General features: G+C 38.9%; 18 protein-coding genes. 4 read left to right on the top strand and 14 right to left on the bottom strand.

Annotated features, from left to right (window positions below; all coding sequences use genetic code 11):
* Positions 1-67 precede the first annotated feature (67 nt).
* Both dapB and AC1UFB_RS00510 read right to left on the bottom strand, forming a co-directional pair.
* Positions 68-868, bottom strand: a complete 801-nt coding sequence (gene dapB / locus AC1UFB_RS00505; protein ID WP_025907346.1) for a 4-hydroxy-tetrahydrodipicolinate reductase — start codon at positions 866-868, stop codon at positions 68-70.
* 1 nt (position 869) lies between these two features.
* Complete coding sequence (locus tag AC1UFB_RS00510) at positions 870-1,211, bottom strand: nucleotide pyrophosphohydrolase (RefSeq protein WP_328101067.1); 342 nt, start codon at positions 1,209-1,211, stop codon at positions 870-872.
* Between the two features lie 304 nt (positions 1,212-1,515).
* Here AC1UFB_RS00510 and AC1UFB_RS00515 point away from each other — a divergent pair, with 304 nt between their 5' ends.
* Positions 1,516-2,385 carry a YitT family protein gene (locus AC1UFB_RS00515; protein WP_061785567.1) on the top strand — a complete coding sequence of 290 codons (870 nt, stop codon included), beginning with the start codon at positions 1,516-1,518 and terminating at the stop codon, positions 2,383-2,385.
* Positions 2,386-2,681: 296 nt separating this feature from the next.
* On the opposite strand, the gene AC1UFB_RS00520 is transcribed toward AC1UFB_RS00515, so the two are convergent.
* The 4 genes from AC1UFB_RS00520 to AC1UFB_RS00535 form a co-directional block, all read right to left on the bottom strand.
* On the bottom strand, positions 2,682-3,359 hold the full coding sequence (locus AC1UFB_RS00520) for a zinc metallopeptidase (protein WP_025907342.1): 678 nt from the start codon (positions 3,357-3,359) through the stop codon (positions 2,682-2,684).
* 62 nt (positions 3,360-3,421) lie between these two features.
* The gene (locus AC1UFB_RS00525) at positions 3,422-4,189 is read right to left on the bottom strand and encodes a sporulation protein YpjB (protein ID WP_328100951.1); all 768 of its coding nucleotides are present in this window, start codon (positions 4,187-4,189) and stop codon (positions 3,422-3,424) included.
* Between the two features lie 68 nt (positions 4,190-4,257).
* Entirely contained in the window at positions 4,258-5,283 is a 1,026-nt protein-coding gene (locus AC1UFB_RS00530; RefSeq protein ID WP_482588271.1) for a CAP domain-containing protein, read from the bottom strand.
* Positions 5,284-5,423: 140 nt separating this feature from the next.
* Positions 5,424-5,843 carry a CBS domain-containing protein gene (locus AC1UFB_RS00535; protein WP_100347454.1) on the bottom strand — a complete coding sequence of 140 codons (420 nt, stop codon included), beginning with the start codon at positions 5,841-5,843 and terminating at the stop codon, positions 5,424-5,426.
* A gap of 172 nt (positions 5,844-6,015) precedes the next feature.
* Here AC1UFB_RS00535 and AC1UFB_RS00540 point away from each other — a divergent pair, with 172 nt between their 5' ends.
* Positions 6,016-6,378 carry a YugN family protein gene (locus AC1UFB_RS00540; RefSeq protein WP_025907334.1) on the top strand — a complete coding sequence of 121 codons (363 nt, stop codon included), beginning with the start codon at positions 6,016-6,018 and terminating at the stop codon, positions 6,376-6,378.
* A 35-nt stretch (positions 6,379-6,413) separates the two neighbouring features.
* Here the strand turns inward: AC1UFB_RS00540 and ctaG are convergent, their stop codons facing one another.
* From ctaG to coxB, 5 genes are all read right to left on the bottom strand, one after another.
* Complete coding sequence (gene ctaG, locus AC1UFB_RS00545) at positions 6,414-7,340, bottom strand: cytochrome c oxidase assembly factor CtaG (RefSeq protein ID WP_083686532.1); 927 nt, start codon at positions 7,338-7,340, stop codon at positions 6,414-6,416.
* A gap of 74 nt (positions 7,341-7,414) precedes the next feature.
* The gene (gene ctaF, locus AC1UFB_RS00550; RefSeq protein ID WP_025907330.1) at positions 7,415-7,750 is read right to left on the bottom strand and encodes a cytochrome c oxidase subunit IVB; all 336 of its coding nucleotides are present in this window, start codon (positions 7,748-7,750) and stop codon (positions 7,415-7,417) included.
* 4 nt (positions 7,751-7,754) lie between these two features.
* Entirely contained in the window at positions 7,755-8,375 is a 621-nt protein-coding gene (locus AC1UFB_RS00555; RefSeq protein ID WP_025907328.1) for a cytochrome (ubi)quinol oxidase subunit III, read from the bottom strand.
* A 2-nt stretch (positions 8,376-8,377) separates the two neighbouring features.
* On the bottom strand, positions 8,378-10,240 hold the full coding sequence (ctaD, locus tag AC1UFB_RS00560) for a cytochrome c oxidase subunit I (protein ID WP_100347453.1): 1,863 nt from the start codon (positions 10,238-10,240) through the stop codon (positions 8,378-8,380).
* A 34-nt stretch (positions 10,241-10,274) separates the two neighbouring features.
* On the bottom strand, positions 10,275-11,330 hold the full coding sequence (gene coxB / locus AC1UFB_RS00565; protein ID WP_025907326.1) for a cytochrome c oxidase subunit II: 1,056 nt from the start codon (positions 11,328-11,330) through the stop codon (positions 10,275-10,277).
* A gap of 691 nt (positions 11,331-12,021) precedes the next feature.
* On the opposite strand from coxB, the gene AC1UFB_RS00570 reads away from it, so the two are divergent.
* Positions 12,022-12,927, top strand: coding sequence for a COX15/CtaA family protein (locus AC1UFB_RS00570; protein ID WP_025907324.1), 906 nt, complete (start codon positions 12,022-12,024; stop codon positions 12,925-12,927).
* Positions 12,928-12,960: 33 nt separating this feature from the next.
* Here the strand turns inward: AC1UFB_RS00570 and pyc are convergent, their stop codons facing one another.
* From pyc to AC1UFB_RS00585, 3 genes are all read right to left on the bottom strand, one after another.
* Positions 12,961-16,410 (bottom strand): pyruvate carboxylase, encoded by a 3,450-nt coding sequence (gene pyc, locus AC1UFB_RS00575; protein WP_411831148.1) that lies wholly within the window; start codon positions 16,408-16,410, stop codon positions 12,961-12,963.
* A gap of 135 nt (positions 16,411-16,545) precedes the next feature.
* Positions 16,546-17,736 carry an FtsW/RodA/SpoVE family cell cycle protein gene (locus tag AC1UFB_RS00580; RefSeq protein ID WP_025909106.1) on the bottom strand — a complete coding sequence of 397 codons (1,191 nt, stop codon included), beginning with the start codon at positions 17,734-17,736 and terminating at the stop codon, positions 16,546-16,548.
* A 148-nt stretch (positions 17,737-17,884) separates the two neighbouring features.
* Positions 17,885-18,151, bottom strand: coding sequence for an Fpa/YlaN family protein (locus AC1UFB_RS00585; protein ID WP_373688708.1), 267 nt, complete (start codon positions 18,149-18,151; stop codon positions 17,885-17,887).
* Between the two features lie 274 nt (positions 18,152-18,425).
* On the opposite strand from AC1UFB_RS00585, the gene AC1UFB_RS00590 reads away from it, so the two are divergent.
* Entirely contained in the window at positions 18,426-18,923 is a 498-nt protein-coding gene (locus tag AC1UFB_RS00590) for a hypothetical protein (RefSeq protein WP_100347452.1), read from the top strand.
* The last annotated feature ends 39 nt before the right edge of the window (positions 18,924-18,962 follow it).

Below are 18,962 nucleotides of genomic sequence, written 5' to 3' on the forward strand. Positions count from 1 at the left end.
CCCGTATCATACCAAGAGGGCTCTTTTTTGTTCAAGTCCCCGAAAATCCTTCTAACAGGAATGCTCCTTACTCAATAATATTTTCCAAACCATATACAAGCGTATCAATATTTATTACCGCTTCAACCGCGAGCTTCACGCCAGACATGAAGGACGCACGATTATACGAATCATGACGAATCTTTAATCCTTGTCCAAAGCCACCAAATAATACTTCCTGGTGAGCAATTAATCCTGGCAAGCGTACGCTATGAAGATGAATGCCGTCATATGTAGCTCCTCTTGCACCTGCTAAAATTTCTTTTTCCTCTGAGTGACCTTGCTTTTTCGTTTCACGAACTTCACTAATGAGCTCTGCTGTTTTTAACCCTGTTCCAGAAGGTGCGTCTAATTTTTGATCATGGTGAAGCTCAATAATTTCAACATCGTCAAAATATTTAGCTGCCATTTGAGAGAACTTCATCATTAAAATAGCACCAATCGCAAAGTTTGGAGCAATGATACAGCCAATTCCTTTTTCTTCTGCTAATTCTTTTAATTCCGCTAAATCTGCTTCGGAAAAACCTGTCGTTCCGACTACTGGACGGATGCCGTATTCTAACGCTTTTTTCGTATGTACTCTTCCAATTTCAGGCGTTGTTAAATCAACTAATACATCAGCTTCAACAGTTTGGAAGCATTTTTCAATATCTGTAAAGATAGGAGCTTGAACATTTGGCATTCCTTCTAAGTCGCTAATTAACTTCCCTTCATGAATACGATCAACAGCAGCTACTAATTCAAACGCTTCTGTTTCTTGAATTAGGGTCACAGCTTCTTTTCCCATTCTCCCACGAGGGCCTGCAAGTATAATTCGAGTTTTTTTCATGTTAATTCTCTCCTTGTTCATCAATTTTTGTCCAACGATCTTTATCCCGCGTATTAAATTTCTGCATAACGCGATTATGTGCTTCTTCTAAATCAATATTTAACGAATTGGCAAAGCAAATTAATACAAATAAAATATCGCCCATTTCTTCTTCAACTGTCCGCTCTGCTTCTGTTGTCTTTTTAGGCTTTTCTCCGTAATAATGATTAATTTCACGGGATAACTCTCCAACTTCTTCAGTCATACGAGCCAACATCGCCAAGGGGCTAAAGTAGCCTTCTTTAAACTGTCCAATATATTGATCAACTTCAGCCTGCATAACCTTCATTGATTTAGCTGCCATATGTCTTCACCTCTTTACCTTCTATGCCTCTCTCATTGCATAATAAGTATTTACCTTTTATTTTCTTGTACATTCAACTTCATATTATAACATCTCTTCCCTAAATTTCTTAATAGAAAAGTTTGATTAACAAACATTATAAATGAATAAAGCTATTCTCTTTAGCCGTGCATGATTCAATATTTAAACGTGTATGATACAAACAAAGCGCTTTGGACGGTTCATTTGGACGATGACATTTCTCTTATCCATTTAGTATGATAGGAAAGAATGTATTCATGTTTATAGAAGGAGGTTTTCTATTGTGAAAGGACTAAAGTTCAAGAATATCTTTTTTATTTTATTAGGTTCGGCTATTTTTGGATTTGGACTTGTGAATTTTAACATGCAAAACAACTTAGCAGAAGGCGGTTTTACTGGTATTACACTGCTTTTATACTTTTTATTTAACATCGACCCTTCCTATTCAAACTTAGTGCTTAATATTCCACTATTCTTTGTCGGATGGAAGCTGTTAGGACGAACCTCATTTTACTACACCATACTAGGCGTTATCAGCCTTTCTGTTTTCTTATGGATTTTTCAGCGCTTTCCAGTCGATATGCCTTTAAAAGATGATATGACGCTCGCAGCTCTATTTGCAGGTGTATTTATTGGAGTGGGGCTTGGAATTATTTTTAGATACGGAGGGACAACGGGTGGAGTTGATATTATCGCTCGTCTCGTTCAGAAATATATTGGATGGAACATGGGAAAAACAATGTTTTTATTCGATTTTCTTGTTATTATTACCTCTCTTATCTATTACCTAACCTATACAGAGGCAATGTATACGCTCGTAGCCGTATTTGTCGCTGCTAGAGTCATTGATTTTATTCAAGACGGAGCTTACGCTGCAAAAGGAGCAACCATTATCTCTGCTCGTAACGAAGAGATTTCAGCAAAAATCATGCAGGAAATGGATCGTGGAGTGACTATTTTAAAAGGCCAAGGATCCTATTCTAAACAAGAAACTAACGTATTGTACTGTGTTGTAAGTAAAAATGAAGTCTTTCGATTAAAACAGGTCATCACTTCTGTTGACCCATACGCGTTTGTAGCGGTGAGTGACGTTCACGATGTACTAGGTGAGGGTTTTACATTGGATGAAAATAAAAAGCCGTTAGAACGTTAAATCGTACATACAAAATGAGGGTGGGACATAACAAAACAAATTTCCAAAAAGACGAACACTCGCTTTTCTCACCTCTTTACGTTGTCAGAACAAGTTTATTCCATTGCGCTACGGCCACTCGCTTTCCGCGGGGAGGAACCTGGGCTTCCTCTCTTTCCCGCAGGAGTCGAGTGTCCTACGCTCCATTCCATCCTGTTTTCACAATCAACAAAAAACCTGAACGATTAAAAGTGAAGAACTCTCAACCGTTCAGGTTTAATATTGGCTGAATTACTTATGTCCCAGCCTCATTTCAATTAATCTTCGTTGTTCATTCCTGTGTAAATTAAGATTAAACGCACAAGCTCTAGTACTGCAACCGCTGCTGCTGCAACGTATGTTAAAGCTGCTGCGTTTAGTACTTTTCGCGTCTCACGCTCTTCGTCGTTGCGAATTACACCGCTTGATACGAGAAGGTTCATCGCGCGATTTGAGGCGTTAAACTCAACTGGAAGCGTTACGACCTGGAATAAAACTGCTGCTGCCATAAACACAATCCCTAGCAACAATAGGCCGCTCATCTGAGCAAAGATACCAATCATGATTAAAATCCATGAAAAGTTTGATCCGATGTTAGCTACTGGTACTAAGGCATGACGCATGCGTAAGAACGAATAGTTTTCATCGTCTTGAATTGCGTGCCCTACTTCATGGGCTGCTACCGCTGCGCCTGCTACAGATGTTCCGAAGTAGTTATCTTCAGATAATCGTACTACTTTTGAACGTGGATCGTAGTGGTCAGACAACACGCCGCGAACTGGCTCAACTTGAACGTTGTACAAGCCGTTTTCGTCCAAGATACGTCGTGCCACTTCAGCACCTGTCATTCCAGAAGAACTGCTTACTTTTGAATATTTTTTATAAGCACTTTTCACTTTAAACTGTGCCCAAATCGGCACTAAAATAATGATGAGAAAATAAACCAAAAACCCCATATGCACACTCCTTTACTTGTATGGTTGGTACATTTTTATTTTAGACAATTCGAATATGTCCGTCAATCATTTCGCTCCGGCTCAGCCTTGCGAACACGCTCTGCTCGATACTTACGAAAACCAACATACGATAAAGTAAATACAATAATACTTCCTGTCGTAATCATGACCCATATAAGTGATGGATCTACCTTATCTTCTTTTAAAAGTTCAAACAGAGACTGAAAATCTTCTTCTGCTGCTACTAATTCTTGTGAAGACATCACCATTGCATCATCTTGCTTTAAATCTTCAATATGCTGTTCAACACGTTCAATATCCTTATCATCAACATCGACTTGAACACTTGGAGAAATCAATTCATAGGCTTGTAGTAAACTTTGGAGCTCTTCTTGATACTGCCCATCTTCACCTTTTGATATACTCATTTTCATATCTTGAAACGTGGTAATAACTTCTTTTTCCATTTCTGTCCAAAGAGGTTGGTATTCACTTGATAAAGCATCAACTAGTAACCGAAACTGTAATGCTGTATTTACAGGGTCACTATTTTCATCGTCCAGTGCTCTTTCAACATTTTGAGCTGTTACTACCAGCACTTGATACTCTTTAGTGGATAAATCTAAATCATGTATATTTACGCTTGAAACTTCATGTGAAAATTGTTTCATTAAATCACGCGCTTCATCATATTTTTCCTGCTGAGCAAGGTCTAATGTTTCATCAGCAAGTTCATTTAACTTATCCCAAGATTGCTGTGTAGCCGCATTAACTGATGTTGTTAATAGTAAAAAAATAAGCATGGCGATGACAGATATTTTCTTGTTCATTCTTGTCCCTCCTCTAGCTTCTATTAGAAACTTATGAGGAATAGGACAAGAGTAGACCTATTAAATCCCTACTTCAAAGGGGTAATAAAGTTTTGCGTATAAAACTTTTCATACACGCCAACACCAAGATGCGTAAAATCATTATTTAAAAGCGCCTTACGGTGACCTTCACTATTTAACCAGCCTTCAACCGCAGCAGGACCATCCGTATAGTTAGATGCAATGTTTTCACCAGCTGTTCGATACAAGACGTCTCCTTTTTGCAGACGATTTCTTAAATCTCCTTGAACTGGAGACTCATGAGCAAAATATTCTAAATCGCTCATTTCTTTGCTGTGTAAATAAGCTACTTTCGCCGTATCTTCATCCCACGATAATGCCTCTTTTCCATGGCGCTTTCTAATAACGTTCGTCAAGTCGATAATTTGTTGAGAAGCTCCATCTTCAATCTCTTTCCACTCTTCTTGAGAAAGTGATGGTACTTCAGGGAAACTCCCTCTATACATTACTTCATACGGCTTTTGCTTCATTAAAGTTTCACTATCCATGACGCGGATACTTGATAATGTATTTAAAAATTGATCAAAATAAAGCTGGATATATACATCATCATACTTTACTAATGGGCGCATTTTTAAATCTTCGTCATTGAGTTGAAAACGATAATAATCGAGCCCTTCTCTCAATTCAACTTCTCGCTCAATTTTAACAGCTTTGGCTACTTCAGATTGAGATTGACCAATCACAAATGGTGCGGTATTTACGTTTTGACCAATAGAATACACGCTCACCACTCGGTCACCATCTATCCCTACCTGCATGTAGGAATGATCATCGGTTTTATACACCCACCAATCATATCCGTAAGCAGAAGGATCAACACGGGTTGGTTCTCCATACATTCCCATGACTTGTTCAGGATGTAGACCAATCAAATCAATAACGTTTTCCCCTTCTATTTCTGGTGCAGCCGTTTCAACCGCACGGTCATTTATAGTCTCATTATTTGAAACCTCTTCCTTTGCTGATTCATTTACATACTGCTCCAATAAAGGGATATATTCATCAGCGTATACAAATGCAACGATTAACACGAGAACAAATATAACTTTTTTCAGCGTCAGTTCCTCTCCTTACATCTTCAAGAGTTCGTATAGTTATTATACATGTAATGACGTGAAAATAGCCAATAAAAAAGCTATCACACCCTTTGGTGGCGATAGCTTTTCCTGTATTAATGAAGTTGATCGGAAATACGAGAAAGAGCTTGACCAGCTTGTTCATCTGTAAAGCGATACGTAGATAAATCTCCTAAAGCGACAACGCCAATAAGCTTGTTTCCTTCTACAACTGGAAGCCTTCTGATTTGATGATTGGCCATAATTTCCACAGCTTCTTCTACCGTTGATTCGCCCGATACCGTTACTAGTTTATCACTCATTACGTCGGTTACTTTACTGGAATTGGGCTTCTTTTCAGCAATACCTCGAATAACTAAGTCTCGATCAGTTATTAATCCAATTAATCGGTCTTGATCAACAATTGGAATACTACCAACGTTTAATTCTTTCATCTTTAATGCAACTTCGTATACATTATCTAACGTGGTACACGTTTCAACGTCTGTTGTCATTACATCACGAACACATTTCATAGAATCTCCTCCTTTACATTCAACGTTATTTTGACCGTTTTTCAAAAAATCTTTCACGTTATTTACAATTTCTTGGTCTTTTCAACTGAAAATCCGGATAAACATTGCAAGTTTTATCCAGTCATACTATGATGAAAATGGGAGAAACATTTGGTTTAAAGGGGGAACTGTAATGAAACTAGAAGATATGGATTTTACTGATGTAAGAGTTGATTTAGAGCATGCCGATGAGATTATGAGCCGATTTGGACTAGTGCGAGCTGGACAGTGGGATTACGAGCGGGTAACATATGATCGCAAGTTTGAAATTCAGCACCATACCTTTTATTTACGCGTACAAGGATATGCTGCTGAAGGGGACATTGGCGGCAGGCATGCGTTGATTCAATTTATGACGCCTCTGCTTGGTAAACACTATTATCCGCACGGCGTAGAATATGGAGAAGAAGAAAATTTCCCTTCTACACTGGTTGATCAATGCAAGCGAATTTTAAGCCAAATTCATTCCGAACTTCAAAGCGTTCAGGCTTCCTAATAAAAAGAGTGCTTACAATCCTGTAAGCACTCTTTTTATTGAGAAGAAATCGGAGATGAAGCATCATAACCTGCATCAAGTTCCATTTCCTGCTTCTTATCTTTTTCACGCTCTTTCTTCGCCCACCGGAAAAAGGTGTAGCCAAGAATAATCCCATATACAATCTCTTGAATAATTTTCATGATGACTCCCCCAAGCTGCTGGTCTTCTACCGGAGGCAATACGTTAAACATTTCTGGGGCTAATGCGCCCATCGCTTGAATAACATCCGGGGATACGCAAAGGGCTAAAGCATTCACCCACGCCTGCGAATCAGTATACGTGGCATATAGCGACGTATCAGCAAATATAATTAACGCACAAGCAGGCGTTAACAACATCCCATCAGCAAAAATGTAGCCAATTTTTTTCACACCGTTTAACGTCTGATACTCCTCCAGCTTGTTTAAAAGTGGCCACCACATGCAAAAAGAAGCTATAAACAGCAAAATGCTAATAATTGCGTGAAGCGTTATATCTGTCTTCACAGTGTCAAACACAAGCGGTATATGATAAAGAGAGAATAATCCGTTAAAGACAAGTAAAGCAATGAGCGGCTTTGTTAAAAAGTGAAACACTGGCTTAATGCCTTTTTGATGAATCAGTAATCGCGCCATCCACGGCGGTGTTCCCAGAATAAGTAAAGGTGGAATAGCTAAATAAACCAGCGCCATTTGGGCCATATGTGCACTAAACATCAAGTGCCCTAGTAAATCTAGCGGACCGCCTTTGCATATGTATAGCAGCGCCATTCCAAATACAAAAAACGCTTTTGTTTTACGATCAACTTCTTTACTTCCTTCAATTTTATATCGATACGGACCTGTGAACAATAAATAAACAACTGTCACCGCACAAATAACGAAGAAAAAATATGGACTCCATAACGCTTCGAATCCAAACATTCTTAAATTATCAATCACAATCCGTCCCTCCTTTACTCAATTGCGAATAGTACATGCTTGAAAAGAGCTAGCAAGCGCTAGCTCTTCTTTACTTACCACCAAATAATTGTAACAAATGCCCAAACTGTTATAAGTGCTACAAGCACTCCTGAATATAGAAACATCGTTGGCACTTCATGTCCTTTATGATTCATATGCATAAAGTAATAAAGCTGAAAGATAACTTGCACAACTGCTAACAAAATAATAACTGGTACGGTAAACCATCCGCTAAAGCTATCGCTCCATACGGCAAAAAAAGCTATGAGCGTAAGGAAAATCATTAACGCAAACGAGATTAACTGCATTCGCATGTCTTCAGCGTTTTTCTTCTTACGATACTGTAAGTCTACCTTTGGGTTACCTGTGTCAGAATGATTTGTTGTCATCTCTTCATCCCACCATTCCCATTAAGTATACAACTGTAAAAATAAACACCCATACAACATCAATGAAATGCCAGTATAAGCTTGCTACATAAAATTTTGGCGCATTGTATAGACTTAAGCCACGCTTTGAGTTACGGATAAGCAATGAGCCAATCCACAATAATCCAAACGTTACGTGCGCTCCGTGCGTTCCTACCAAGGCATAAAATGCAGATCCAAACGCACTGCTCGTAAACGTATGGCCTTCATGAACATAATGCTTAAACTCATAAATCTCTAATAGTAAGAAAGCGAACCCTAACAGCCAAGTAATCCACATCCAAAGCTGCATCTTCTTATAGTTAAAGTTCTTCATATGATACATTGCATATACGCTTGTTAATGAACTTGTTAATAAAATCATTGTGGCAATAAATACAAGCGTAATATCAAATAATTCTTCTGCTTTTGGGCCTGTATGCGTTGAATTTCTCAACGCTAAATACGTTGCAAACAACGAAGCAAAAAGTACGGTTTCTCCCCCAAGAAAAAGCCAAAATCCTATGAACTTATTTTTCCCTTCAAGGGTTGATTTCTCAGGCGAATCTGGAAAAGTTTCAGGCGTTAATTTTTGTTCTGCTTCCATCTTTATTTCGCCTCCTCATCAAGCAAATCTTCTTTATGAATATGATAGCCATGATCATCAATCCACGAACGGAAGAACATGGAGATAAAGGTAATCACTAATCCTATAATTCCAACTAGATCTCCCCAGCCATGGTCATTGCGGAACAAAAAGCCAAATGCTGAAACAAACAGACCAAGAGAAATAATAAACGGAATGATTGATGAGTTTGGCATATGAATATCACCAAGCGGCTCAGCAGGCGTAATGCCCTCTTTGTTTCCGGCACGTTTTTCTAACCAGAATGTGTCTAATCCACGCACAAGCGGCGTTTGTTTAAAGTTATATTCTGGAGGCGGTGATGAAATCGCCCACTCCAGCGTACGACCTTCTCCCCACGCATCGCCTTCTGCTTTTGGTCCATTGATGCTTGTTTTGATGACGTTAATAATCAGTACAATGGTTGCCAAGGCCATAAAAATGGCTCCAGCTGAGCTGATTGCATTTCCAAGATCCAAACCCTGTCCTGGTAAAAAAGTTGCTACACGACGAGGCATACCCATTAAACCTAAGAAATGTTGAATAAAGAACGTTAAGTGGAAACCGATAAAAAACAGCCAAAACGTAATCTTGCTAAGCGTTTCATTAAGCATACGCCCAAACATTTTCGGCCACCAAAACGTGACTCCTGCAAATAGAGCGTACACAACTCCACCTACAATAACGTAGTGAAAGTGAGCAACAACGAAATACGTATCATGGAACTGATAGTCTGCTGGTGCCGCAGCAAGCATAACACCTGTTACACCACCGATAACAAACGATGGAATAAACGCTACAGAGTACAGCATTGGTGATGTAAATTCAATGCTTCCTCCCCAAAGTGTAAACAACCAGTTAAAAATCTTAATTCCTGTCGGTACAGCAATTGCCATCGTCGCTACTGCGAAAATTGCGTTTGCGATTGGTCCAAGGCCTGTTGTAAACATATGGTGAGCCCAAACCATGAATCCTAAAAACCCAATCAGCACTGTTGCAAATACCATAGAAGAGTATCCGAACAGTCTTTTTCTTGCAAACGTCGGTAAAATTTCTGAAAAAACTCCAAAGGCCGGTAAGATTAGTATGTATACTTCTGGATGTCCGAAAATCCAAAATAAGTGTTCCCAAATAATTGTGTTTCCACCCATCGTTGGATCAAAGAAATTCCCACCAAACAAGCGATCAAAAATCATTAAAAATAATCCAACAGTTAAAGCAGGAAATGCAAATAAAATAAGTGCTGATGCCACAAACGTAGTCCACGTAAAGAGGGGCATTCTCATGTAAGTCATACCAGGTGCTCTCATGTTAATAATTGTAACAAGAAAGTTAATACCCGCAATCAGCGTTCCAGCACCGGAAATTTGCAGACCTAATGCGTAAAAATCAATTCCGTGTGTAGGCGATGCTAGTGATAGTGAAGCGTATGATGTCCAGCCTGCATCAGGTGCTCCACCTCCTATAAACCAGCTTAAGTTTAGAAACAATCCACCAAAAGCAAATAGCCAAAAGCCAAGTGCGTTTAAAAATGGAAACGCTACGTCACGAGCGCCAATTTGAAGTGGCACAACTGCGTTCATTAGCGCAAACAACAGCGGCATAGCTGCTAAGAAAATCATTGTTGTGCCGTGCATTGTTAAGATTTCATTATATGTTCCCATCGCGACAAAGTTATTTTCAGGAATAGCCAGTTGAATTCGAATAAAAAGTGCTTCGATTCCTCCAACTATGAAGAAAAAACCTCCCGCAATTAAATACAAAATGGCGATTTTTTTATGGTCAACGGTTGTTAAATAGTCCCATATTGTCGCCCCTATACCCCTTTTTTGAGTGAGCGTACTCATAGCTAGACCTCCCCTTTTGAAAGCTAATTACCGTTTATTTTTCTTTCAGCTCCAATAAATACTCGGTTAGCTGATCGACTTGTTCATCTGTTAAGTCAGGATATGTATTACTCATTTTGTTTCCTGGCTTAATTTCTTCAGGGTTTTTGAGCCATTGTTTTAAATTTTCTTCATTATGTTCTAAAACACCTGCAATACGCTCACGATCTGCAAATCCAGCTAGATTTGGAGCCTGACGCGCTTGTTCTGGTCGACCATCCTGCGCTTCAACAGCGTGACAGCCAATACAGCTTTCTGTAAAGATTTCCTCTCCCGCTTTTGCTGAAGCTGTCGATACGTCTGGTTTTACATCTTTAATATCGCTAACCCATGTATCAAACTCTTCACTTGGAAGGGCTTTAACTTTGAAATCCATATAGGCGTGAGATGGACCACATAGCTCTGCACACTTCCCATAAAAAAGACCGTTAGCGCTTTCAGCCTTTTCTGAATCAAACACAAGCCAAAACTTGTTCTCATTCTCTGTATTCGTATCTACTTTTCCGCCCACTGAAGGAATCCAAAAGGAGTGTTTGACATCTGAGGCTTTCACGTTAAAATACACTTTTGTATCTGTTGGTACAACAAGATCTTGGGATGTAATGATTTTTTGGTTTGGGTATTCAAACTCCCACCAATACAAGTTAGCTCTTACATTGACGACAATTGCGTCTTCCTTTTCCATTCCTTTCACATCAGCTAATTTAAACGTATCAGCTACTGTGGGAACTGCTAGGATGACAAGTAGAATAATAGGAATAACAGTCCAAAGAATTTCTAACTTGTGGTTTCCTTCTACTTGTTTTGGAATCACATCTTCCTCACCTTTGCGGCGTTTAAAACGCACAACTACATACACAAAGATGATTGCAACAACAATAATTACAAGAACCATAATTGCTGTACTAAGCAGCATAAGTGAATACTGCTTTTCTGCCACTTCACCTGCAGGACGAAGCGTTGATAAAAAAGGCTCTCCGCAGCCAGCTAATAGCACGGCTACCAGACTAAACAACGATAAAACACGAAAGTTTAATCGCCATTTTCTCATAGCTTTTTCAACCTCTCTTTCATGGACGTGATTTTCTTATTCATAACAGAAGCTGCTATGAATAAACTTTCTTCCTTCTATGATAAATTCTAGATTAGAAGAAATCCCCTGTATTTAAATTTTTATGTAGGACTACGGTGTCTAGGAGCTCGTTACGCAAAATAGATGACTTTTTAGCGGCCTCTTTAGGTAAGCATATGTTGTTGAAGCAGTGGTATGAAGAATCCGTTTACAGTTTTGACATCACAAAAATCATCTATTCACAAATATTTCACATTTGTTTTAGATTTCTGAAATCTTACAGCCTGATGCATGAACATGTAAAGATGTAAATTACTATATTTCTCCTGTTTATTAAAGCATATTTTGGAAAGTTTATGTGAAATTTTTTTGAAACAAATATGGATTTTTTTTGTCACCTTGTACAAAACCCTATCTTATACTTGATTATTGTATACTATTATAAGTAGAATAAGGTGTTGTATCTTGTCGAATGAGTTTAATAACTTATCTTTCTAGCAATACAACCTTACACTTTCTACCATTATAACAAATGAATACATGCTTATGGGATTTTATTCGAACTTTTTCAACGAAACCTTAAACTAGTAAGTCATGTACTTCCATTCGTCTTCCTGTCTAAAGGAAACGTTTAGCGGACTAATTATCATACTTTAGGAAGGTGAATACATTGAAACGTGGATTAAAAGGGCTTTCTGTTATTGTAACGTTAGCAATGCTCCTGATTTTACTTGGGGGAGCACTTGTAACCAAAACTGGATCAGGAGATGGCTGTGGCGACTCTTGGCCTCTATGTAACGGTGAATTGATTCCCAGCAACATAACATTTGAACTCGTCATTGAACTTAGTCACAGACTTGTATCAGGTGCTTCAGGCATCTTAGTACTTTTACTCTGTGTGTGGGCTTGGATTGCACTAGGACATATTCGTGAAGTAAGACCACTTGCTTTTATCTCGTTTTTCTTCTTAGTGCTACAAGCGTTAATCGGTGCTGCTGCGGTTATGTGGGGACAATCAGATGCCGTACTTGCACTACATTTTGGAATTTCACTTATTTCATTTGCATCTGTTCTCCTATTAACTCTCATCATTTTTGAGGTAGATAAGAAGTTTGATGCTGATAGCGTCGTCATTGGTTCAACGATGAAAAAACATATTTATGGATCTATTCTTTATACGTACGTTGTCGTCTATACAGGAGCGCTAGTACGCCATAAAGAAGCAAGCTTAGCTTGTCCCGATATTCCGTTCTGTTCCAATGCAGCTGGCTGGTTACCAGGTGATATTAACCAATGGATTCAAATGGGACACCGAACTGCTGCAACCTTAATTTTCGTTTGGATTTTAATTGCGTTTATTCACGCGTTTAAGCACTACCGTGACCAGAAGAATATTTATTATAGTTGGCTAATTGCTTTAGTGTTAGTAACAATGCAGGCCATTTCAGGTATGTTAGTTGTTGTTACTCGCCTAAACTTAGGACTAGCTTTAGCCCACGCACTAATTATTTCTCTATTATTTGGGGTCTTAAGCTACTTGACACTTCTTGCTACTCGCAGTAAAAGAACAAAATAAAAAGTACGAGCAGACATTCTGCTCGTACTTTTTTTAGCTTTCGAATTCAACAAGTAAGTCTCCAGGTTGAATAGCGTCTCCGCTTCCTACATGAATATTTTTCACAACACCATCAAATGGTGCCTGCACCGTTGTTTCCATTTTCATTGCTTCTGTAATCATGAGATGATCACCTTTGGATACTTTATCGCCTTTTTCAACGATAACGCGAATGACCGTTCCAGGCATAGACGCTCCAATTTGATTTGGATTTGTTAGATCTGCCTTCATCTTTGATACAACCGTCGTCTTCACGCTTTCGTCTTTAATGACTACTTCACGAGGTTGACCATTTAGTTCAAAGTAAATTGTACGATTACCGTCAGCTTGTGCTTCTCCAATTGATACAAGGCGAACGATTAACGTTTTCCCTTTTTCAATCTCAATTTCAGCTTCTTCTCCAAGACGCATTCCATATAAGAAAGTAGCCGTATCAAGTACCGAAATGTCACCATATTGCTCAACCGCTTTGTGATAATCCATAAATACTTTTGGATATAAAGCATATGCCAAGGCATCAAAGCTTGTAACTTGACGTCCTAACTCGTGGAATAGCTTTTCCTTAAGAGCATTAAAATCAACATCTTCTAACAGCTCACCCGGACGCACCGTAATTGGCTTTTTACCTTTTAAAATAATTCGTTGAAGCTTTTCAGGGAATCCACCGTGTGGTTGACCTAAATAGCCCTCAAATAGTTCAATAACTGAATCAGGGAAGTCTAATGATTCACCACGTTCAAATAGCGTTTCTTCCGTTAAATTGTTTTGAACCATAAACAGCGCCATGTCCCCTACCACTTTGGAAGAAGGCGTTACTTTGACAATGTCACCAAATAACTCATTCACACGTGAATACATGTCTTTTACTTCATCCCAGCGGTTTCCAAGACCAACTGCTTTCGCCTGCTGTTGAAGGTTGCTATATTGACCACCCGGCATTTCATGAACATAAACTTCCGTATGCGGAGCATTCATGCCACTTTCAAAGTCTTGGTAGTACTTGCGTACATCTTCCCAATAGTAAGATAGCTGTTCAAGGTTTTGAATGTCCAGCTTCGGCTTACGCTCGGTCCCTTCTAAAGCATAATATAATGAATTGGCGCTTGGTTGCGACGTTAAGCCTGCCATTGCGCTTACTGCTACGTCCACAATATCAACGCCTGCTTCAATTGCTTTGGCATATGTTAGAATGCCGTTTCCGCTTGTATCATGCGTATGAAGATGAATTGGAATATCCACCGTTTCTTTTAATGCAGACACTAAGTCATAAGCAGCTTGAGGCTTTAATAATCCTGCCATATCCTTGATTCCTAAAATATGTGCCCCGGATTGCTCTAATTCTTTCGCAAGGTTTTTGTAGTACGTTAAGTCATATTTGCGGCGAGATGGATCTAAAATATCTCCCGTATAGCACATTGCTGCTTCGGCAATCTTACCTGTTTGTCGTACGGAATCAATGGCTAACGTCATACCCTCAACCCAGTTTAAGCTATCAAAAATTCGGAACACGTCAATTCCAGCATATGCTGATTTCTCAACAAATTCTTTAATTACGTTATCCGGATAGTTTTTATACCCTACGGCGTTTGATGCACGAAGAAGCATTTGGAATAAGACATTTGGCGCCTCTTGGCGTAGCGTTAACAAACGATCCCAAGGATCTTCTTTCAAAAAGCGATACGCTACATCAAACGTCGCTCCTCCCCACATTTCAAGAGAAAACAAATCCGGTAATAGTCTTGCTGTTGGATTAGCAATTTGTTTTAAATCATTCGTACGTACACGCGTTGCTAGTAAAGACTGATGCCCATCTCGGAATGTTGTGTCTGTTAAAAGAACTTCTTTACGCTCTTTTACCCAGTTAACAAGCCCTTCAGCACCCTGTTCATCTAAAATTTGCTTCGTTCCATTTGGCACTGGCGTTGATAAATCTAGCTGAGGAACGCGAGGTTTTGTGAAAATTGGTTTTTTCTTTTCAGCTACCCCAGGGAAACCATTAACCGTTACGTTTCCAATGTATGTTAGCATTTTAGTACCACGGTCTTTACGCTTAGGAAATACAAATAGCTCTGGCGTAGTATCGATAAAGGACGTATTATACGCTCCCGTTAAGAACTTTTCATGCTTTACCACGTTCTCAAGGAACGGAATGTTTGTTTTAATACCACGAATTCGAAATTCTTTTAAGTTACGAACCATTTTGGACGCCGCTTGATCAAACGTTAAGGCCCACGTTGTTACTTTTACAAGAAGAGAATCATAGTAAGGCGTGATGACTGCTCCTTGGAAGCTGTTGCCCGTGTCAAGACGCACGCCAAAGCCACCGCCTGAACGGTACGCCATAATCTTACCCGTATCTGGCATAAAGTTGTTTAGTGGATCTTCTGTTGTTACACGAGATTGAATAGCATAACCATGCGTGATAATCTCTTCTTGCTTCGGTATTGCAACAACATTACTATGAAGGTCATAGCCATCCGCAATTAGAATTTGAGATTGAACGATATCAACACCTGTAATCATTTCTGTAATTGTGTGCTCCACCTGTACGCGAGGGTTTACTTCAATAAAGTAAAACTCTTTACCTGATACTAAGAACTCTACAGTACCCGCATTTATGTAGTTTACATTATCCATCAGCTGTACCGCAGCATCACAAATTTGATCACGCAGCTCTTCGCTTAGCGACAAGCTTGGTGCAACTTCTACTACCTTTTGGTGACGACGCTGTACTGAACAATCACGCTCATACAAATGAACAACATTTCCACTGTGATCTCCTAAAATTTGAACTTCAATATGCTTTGGGTTTTCAACAAGCTTTTCGACATATACCTCGTCGCTTCCAAAGGCTGCTTTTGCTTCAGACTTAGCACGTTCATACGATTCCGCTAGGCTTGCTTCATTGCGAACGACGCGCATGCCACGACCGCCTCCACCTAACGCCGCTTTAATCATGAGGGGGTACCCGTGCTGTGCAGCAAATTCTTTTGCTTCATCTAATGAATCAATTGGTCCATCCGTTCCTGGAATGACAGGGATATTAGCTTGAATTGCTTGATGACGAGCTTTTACTTTATCTCCAAACATATCTAAATGCTTAGACTTTGGCCCAATAAAAATAATGCCCTCTTCTTCACAACGTTTCGCAAATTGGATATTTTCTGACAAAAAACCATAGCCAGGGTGTATTGCGTCAACATCATGTAGCTTTGCCGTTTTAATAATATCTTCGATGTCTAAATATGCATCGATTGGTTTTTTGCCCACACCAACCAAATACGCTTCATCTGCTTTGTATCGATGATAGGAACCTGCATCTTCTTTTGAATAAATTGCCACCGTTCGAATATTTAGCTCCGTACAAGCTCGAAATACTCGAATTGCGATTTCTCCACGATTTGCAACTAGTACTTTTTTTATTTTTTTAGTTACCAGACTCACATCGAATTCTCCCTTCAATCTTTATATAAACTTCAATATATAGCAAAATTGGATAAAAGAAAAGCAAAAATGAACGGAAAGTTATAAATTAACCGTTCATTTTTGCTTTTTTGAGATGATATATATACCCGAATGTTAAGATAAGTCAGGATTAGCATTATTCGGATAAGAAACAACGTTATTCGCTTTTTTGCTGCTTTTTTCTTGATAGTTCACAAAGAACGAAATATTAACAACAATCCCCATGGCAATCATTAAACTTAGCAGTGATGATCCACCGTAACTAATAAACGGAAGCGTTACGCCGGTAATCGGAATAAGACCGGTTAAGCCACCCAGATTAATAAACGCTTGAATTCCAAGCATGGTCGCTACACCTATGCAAATAAGGCTAGCAAAAGGGTCCTTTGAGCGTTTGGCAAGTGTCAGAATGCGATAGATTAAAAAGCCTAGTAAACCTAAAACGAGAAATACGCCAAAGAATCCAAGTTCTTCTGCAATAACCGCCATAATAAAGTCGGTATGTGACTCTGGAAGATAGCCATACTTCTGCACGCTTTCACCAAGTCCAAGCCCTTTTAACCCTCCAGAACCGATAGCTAAGTAAGAGTTTACAAGCTGATATCCTTCACCTTGTGCGTATTTAAAAGGGTCCGATGCTCCTGTAAAACGTCCGATACGATTTTCAGTCACTTGCCCTGTTAATACACCAATCGTTCCCATAATGGTCAGCATGACAAGCCCTAATAAAATAAGCTTAAAAAATGTTTTTCGAGATATTCCCGAACATAGCATGATTGCAACTGCTATCATTAAAATAATGAGGCCTGTCCCAAGGTCTGGTTGAATCGCTACGAATATAAAGATACCCATTGTTAACCCAATTGGCCCAATAAAAGCACGCTTAATATCATTTATGTATTCTTGACGTTTTCCTAACACAAGCGCTAAATATAAAATAACCGTTAACTTTGCAAACTCAGCGGGCTGCAAGCTTGCTCCAGCTAACTTTAGCCAACTTTGAGCGCCTCCTGCCGTATGCCCCATTAAAAACACAAGCCCTAAAAGACCAAATGTACCAAGTACAGCTATAGGTAACAGCTTTTGATATAGCTTGTACGGGAATAAAATGGTTGCTAAAAATACGAATCCAGCAATGATAAGCCAACCTTTTTGTTTGCCATAGAAAAAATCGCTATCCTGCCCATACCGCGTAATACTCGTAATCATGCTGGAGCTATATACCATTACAAGGCCAATTGTACAAAGCAACGCAATGGTAATAATGATAGAATAATCATAGTGCTTAAAGATTTTTTTTAGCATAAACCTCTTCCTTTAAACGTTAATAAGTGATGCCTTTACTCATTTTACTATACATTATCTACTTTCGCTTTTCTCACGTAAGAATGTAAACGAGCTGTAACAAAAAACTCAAACTATCCATCTAATAGTTTGAGTTTCACCGTGTGTGTTATTTTTTTGTAAATGCTTCATGCAGTGCAGAAAGTTCACGCTCAAGTCGATCTAGCAATGTTTTTCCGACATGCTCATCAATTAAATTTAAACGAACTGCAAAATCAATTTCTCTTGATAAACCAAACATTTGTGTATCTAAAACCTCTTCGTAAAGAGGACATTGTGGCATTGTTAAGTTATCCATTTGAACTTGAATTAATTGCAAAATCTTATCTGCATCAGCTTTTAACAATGCATAAGCTTTTTCACGATGATCTATCATTGTCTCAGGCGTCAAACTCAATCCCTCCGTTTCCGAGCGATTACCTAATCTATCTTTTAATAGTAAGGTTTTACTCGTAAAAAAGCAAGAACTAACATGCATGTCATCAGACCTACGAATTCTCTTACAAATTACGTGTACTATTCATCGCAACTCTCGCTTTATTAATATAGATTTATTATAGCACATTCTATTTTAGTACTTCTACCAAAATCCTGAGTATGGATGACAAATTACAAGAAAGCGCTTATACTTTTACCAAGGAGGCGTTTTTATGAATTCAATTATTTCGCTATATGGGAAAGTGCGTTACCCCCTCACGTTAGATCCTGGAGTTTGGATTTTTGATGATCGAAAAGTAGACTTAACTACTTTTTTTGATACTGAGGTCGAAAACGTAGATGAAAATGAACAATATACGAAGGCTGTTTCAAAACATTGGGATCGAGAAATCCAAGAAGGTGCCGTATTCCCACCAACTTTAAAAACAGAAAAGAAATACGAAAAACAAAAGCTATTGAACGGTACGTTCGGTATCTCCTTTGCTCCTTTTTTAAAGAACGCTGAGCCTCTAGAAGAGGCAACCGCAGTTACGCTTATAACAGCTAATGAATCCGTTAGCTACTCATTAGAAGAGGCTAAAACGCTTATTTTTGGCTTTAGTAAAAATGGAAAACCTTTAACTGAAGATGGACCTGTACACGTTTATGAACGCGATGGCTCTAACCGTGACAAGCCGCTTACGTACTTAAAAGAAATTATTATTACATAATGAACGAGCGCGCAGAAAGGAAAAGCTGCGCGCTCATTT

The sequence above is a fragment of the Priestia sp. KCTC 13724 genome, assembly GCF_056820425.1.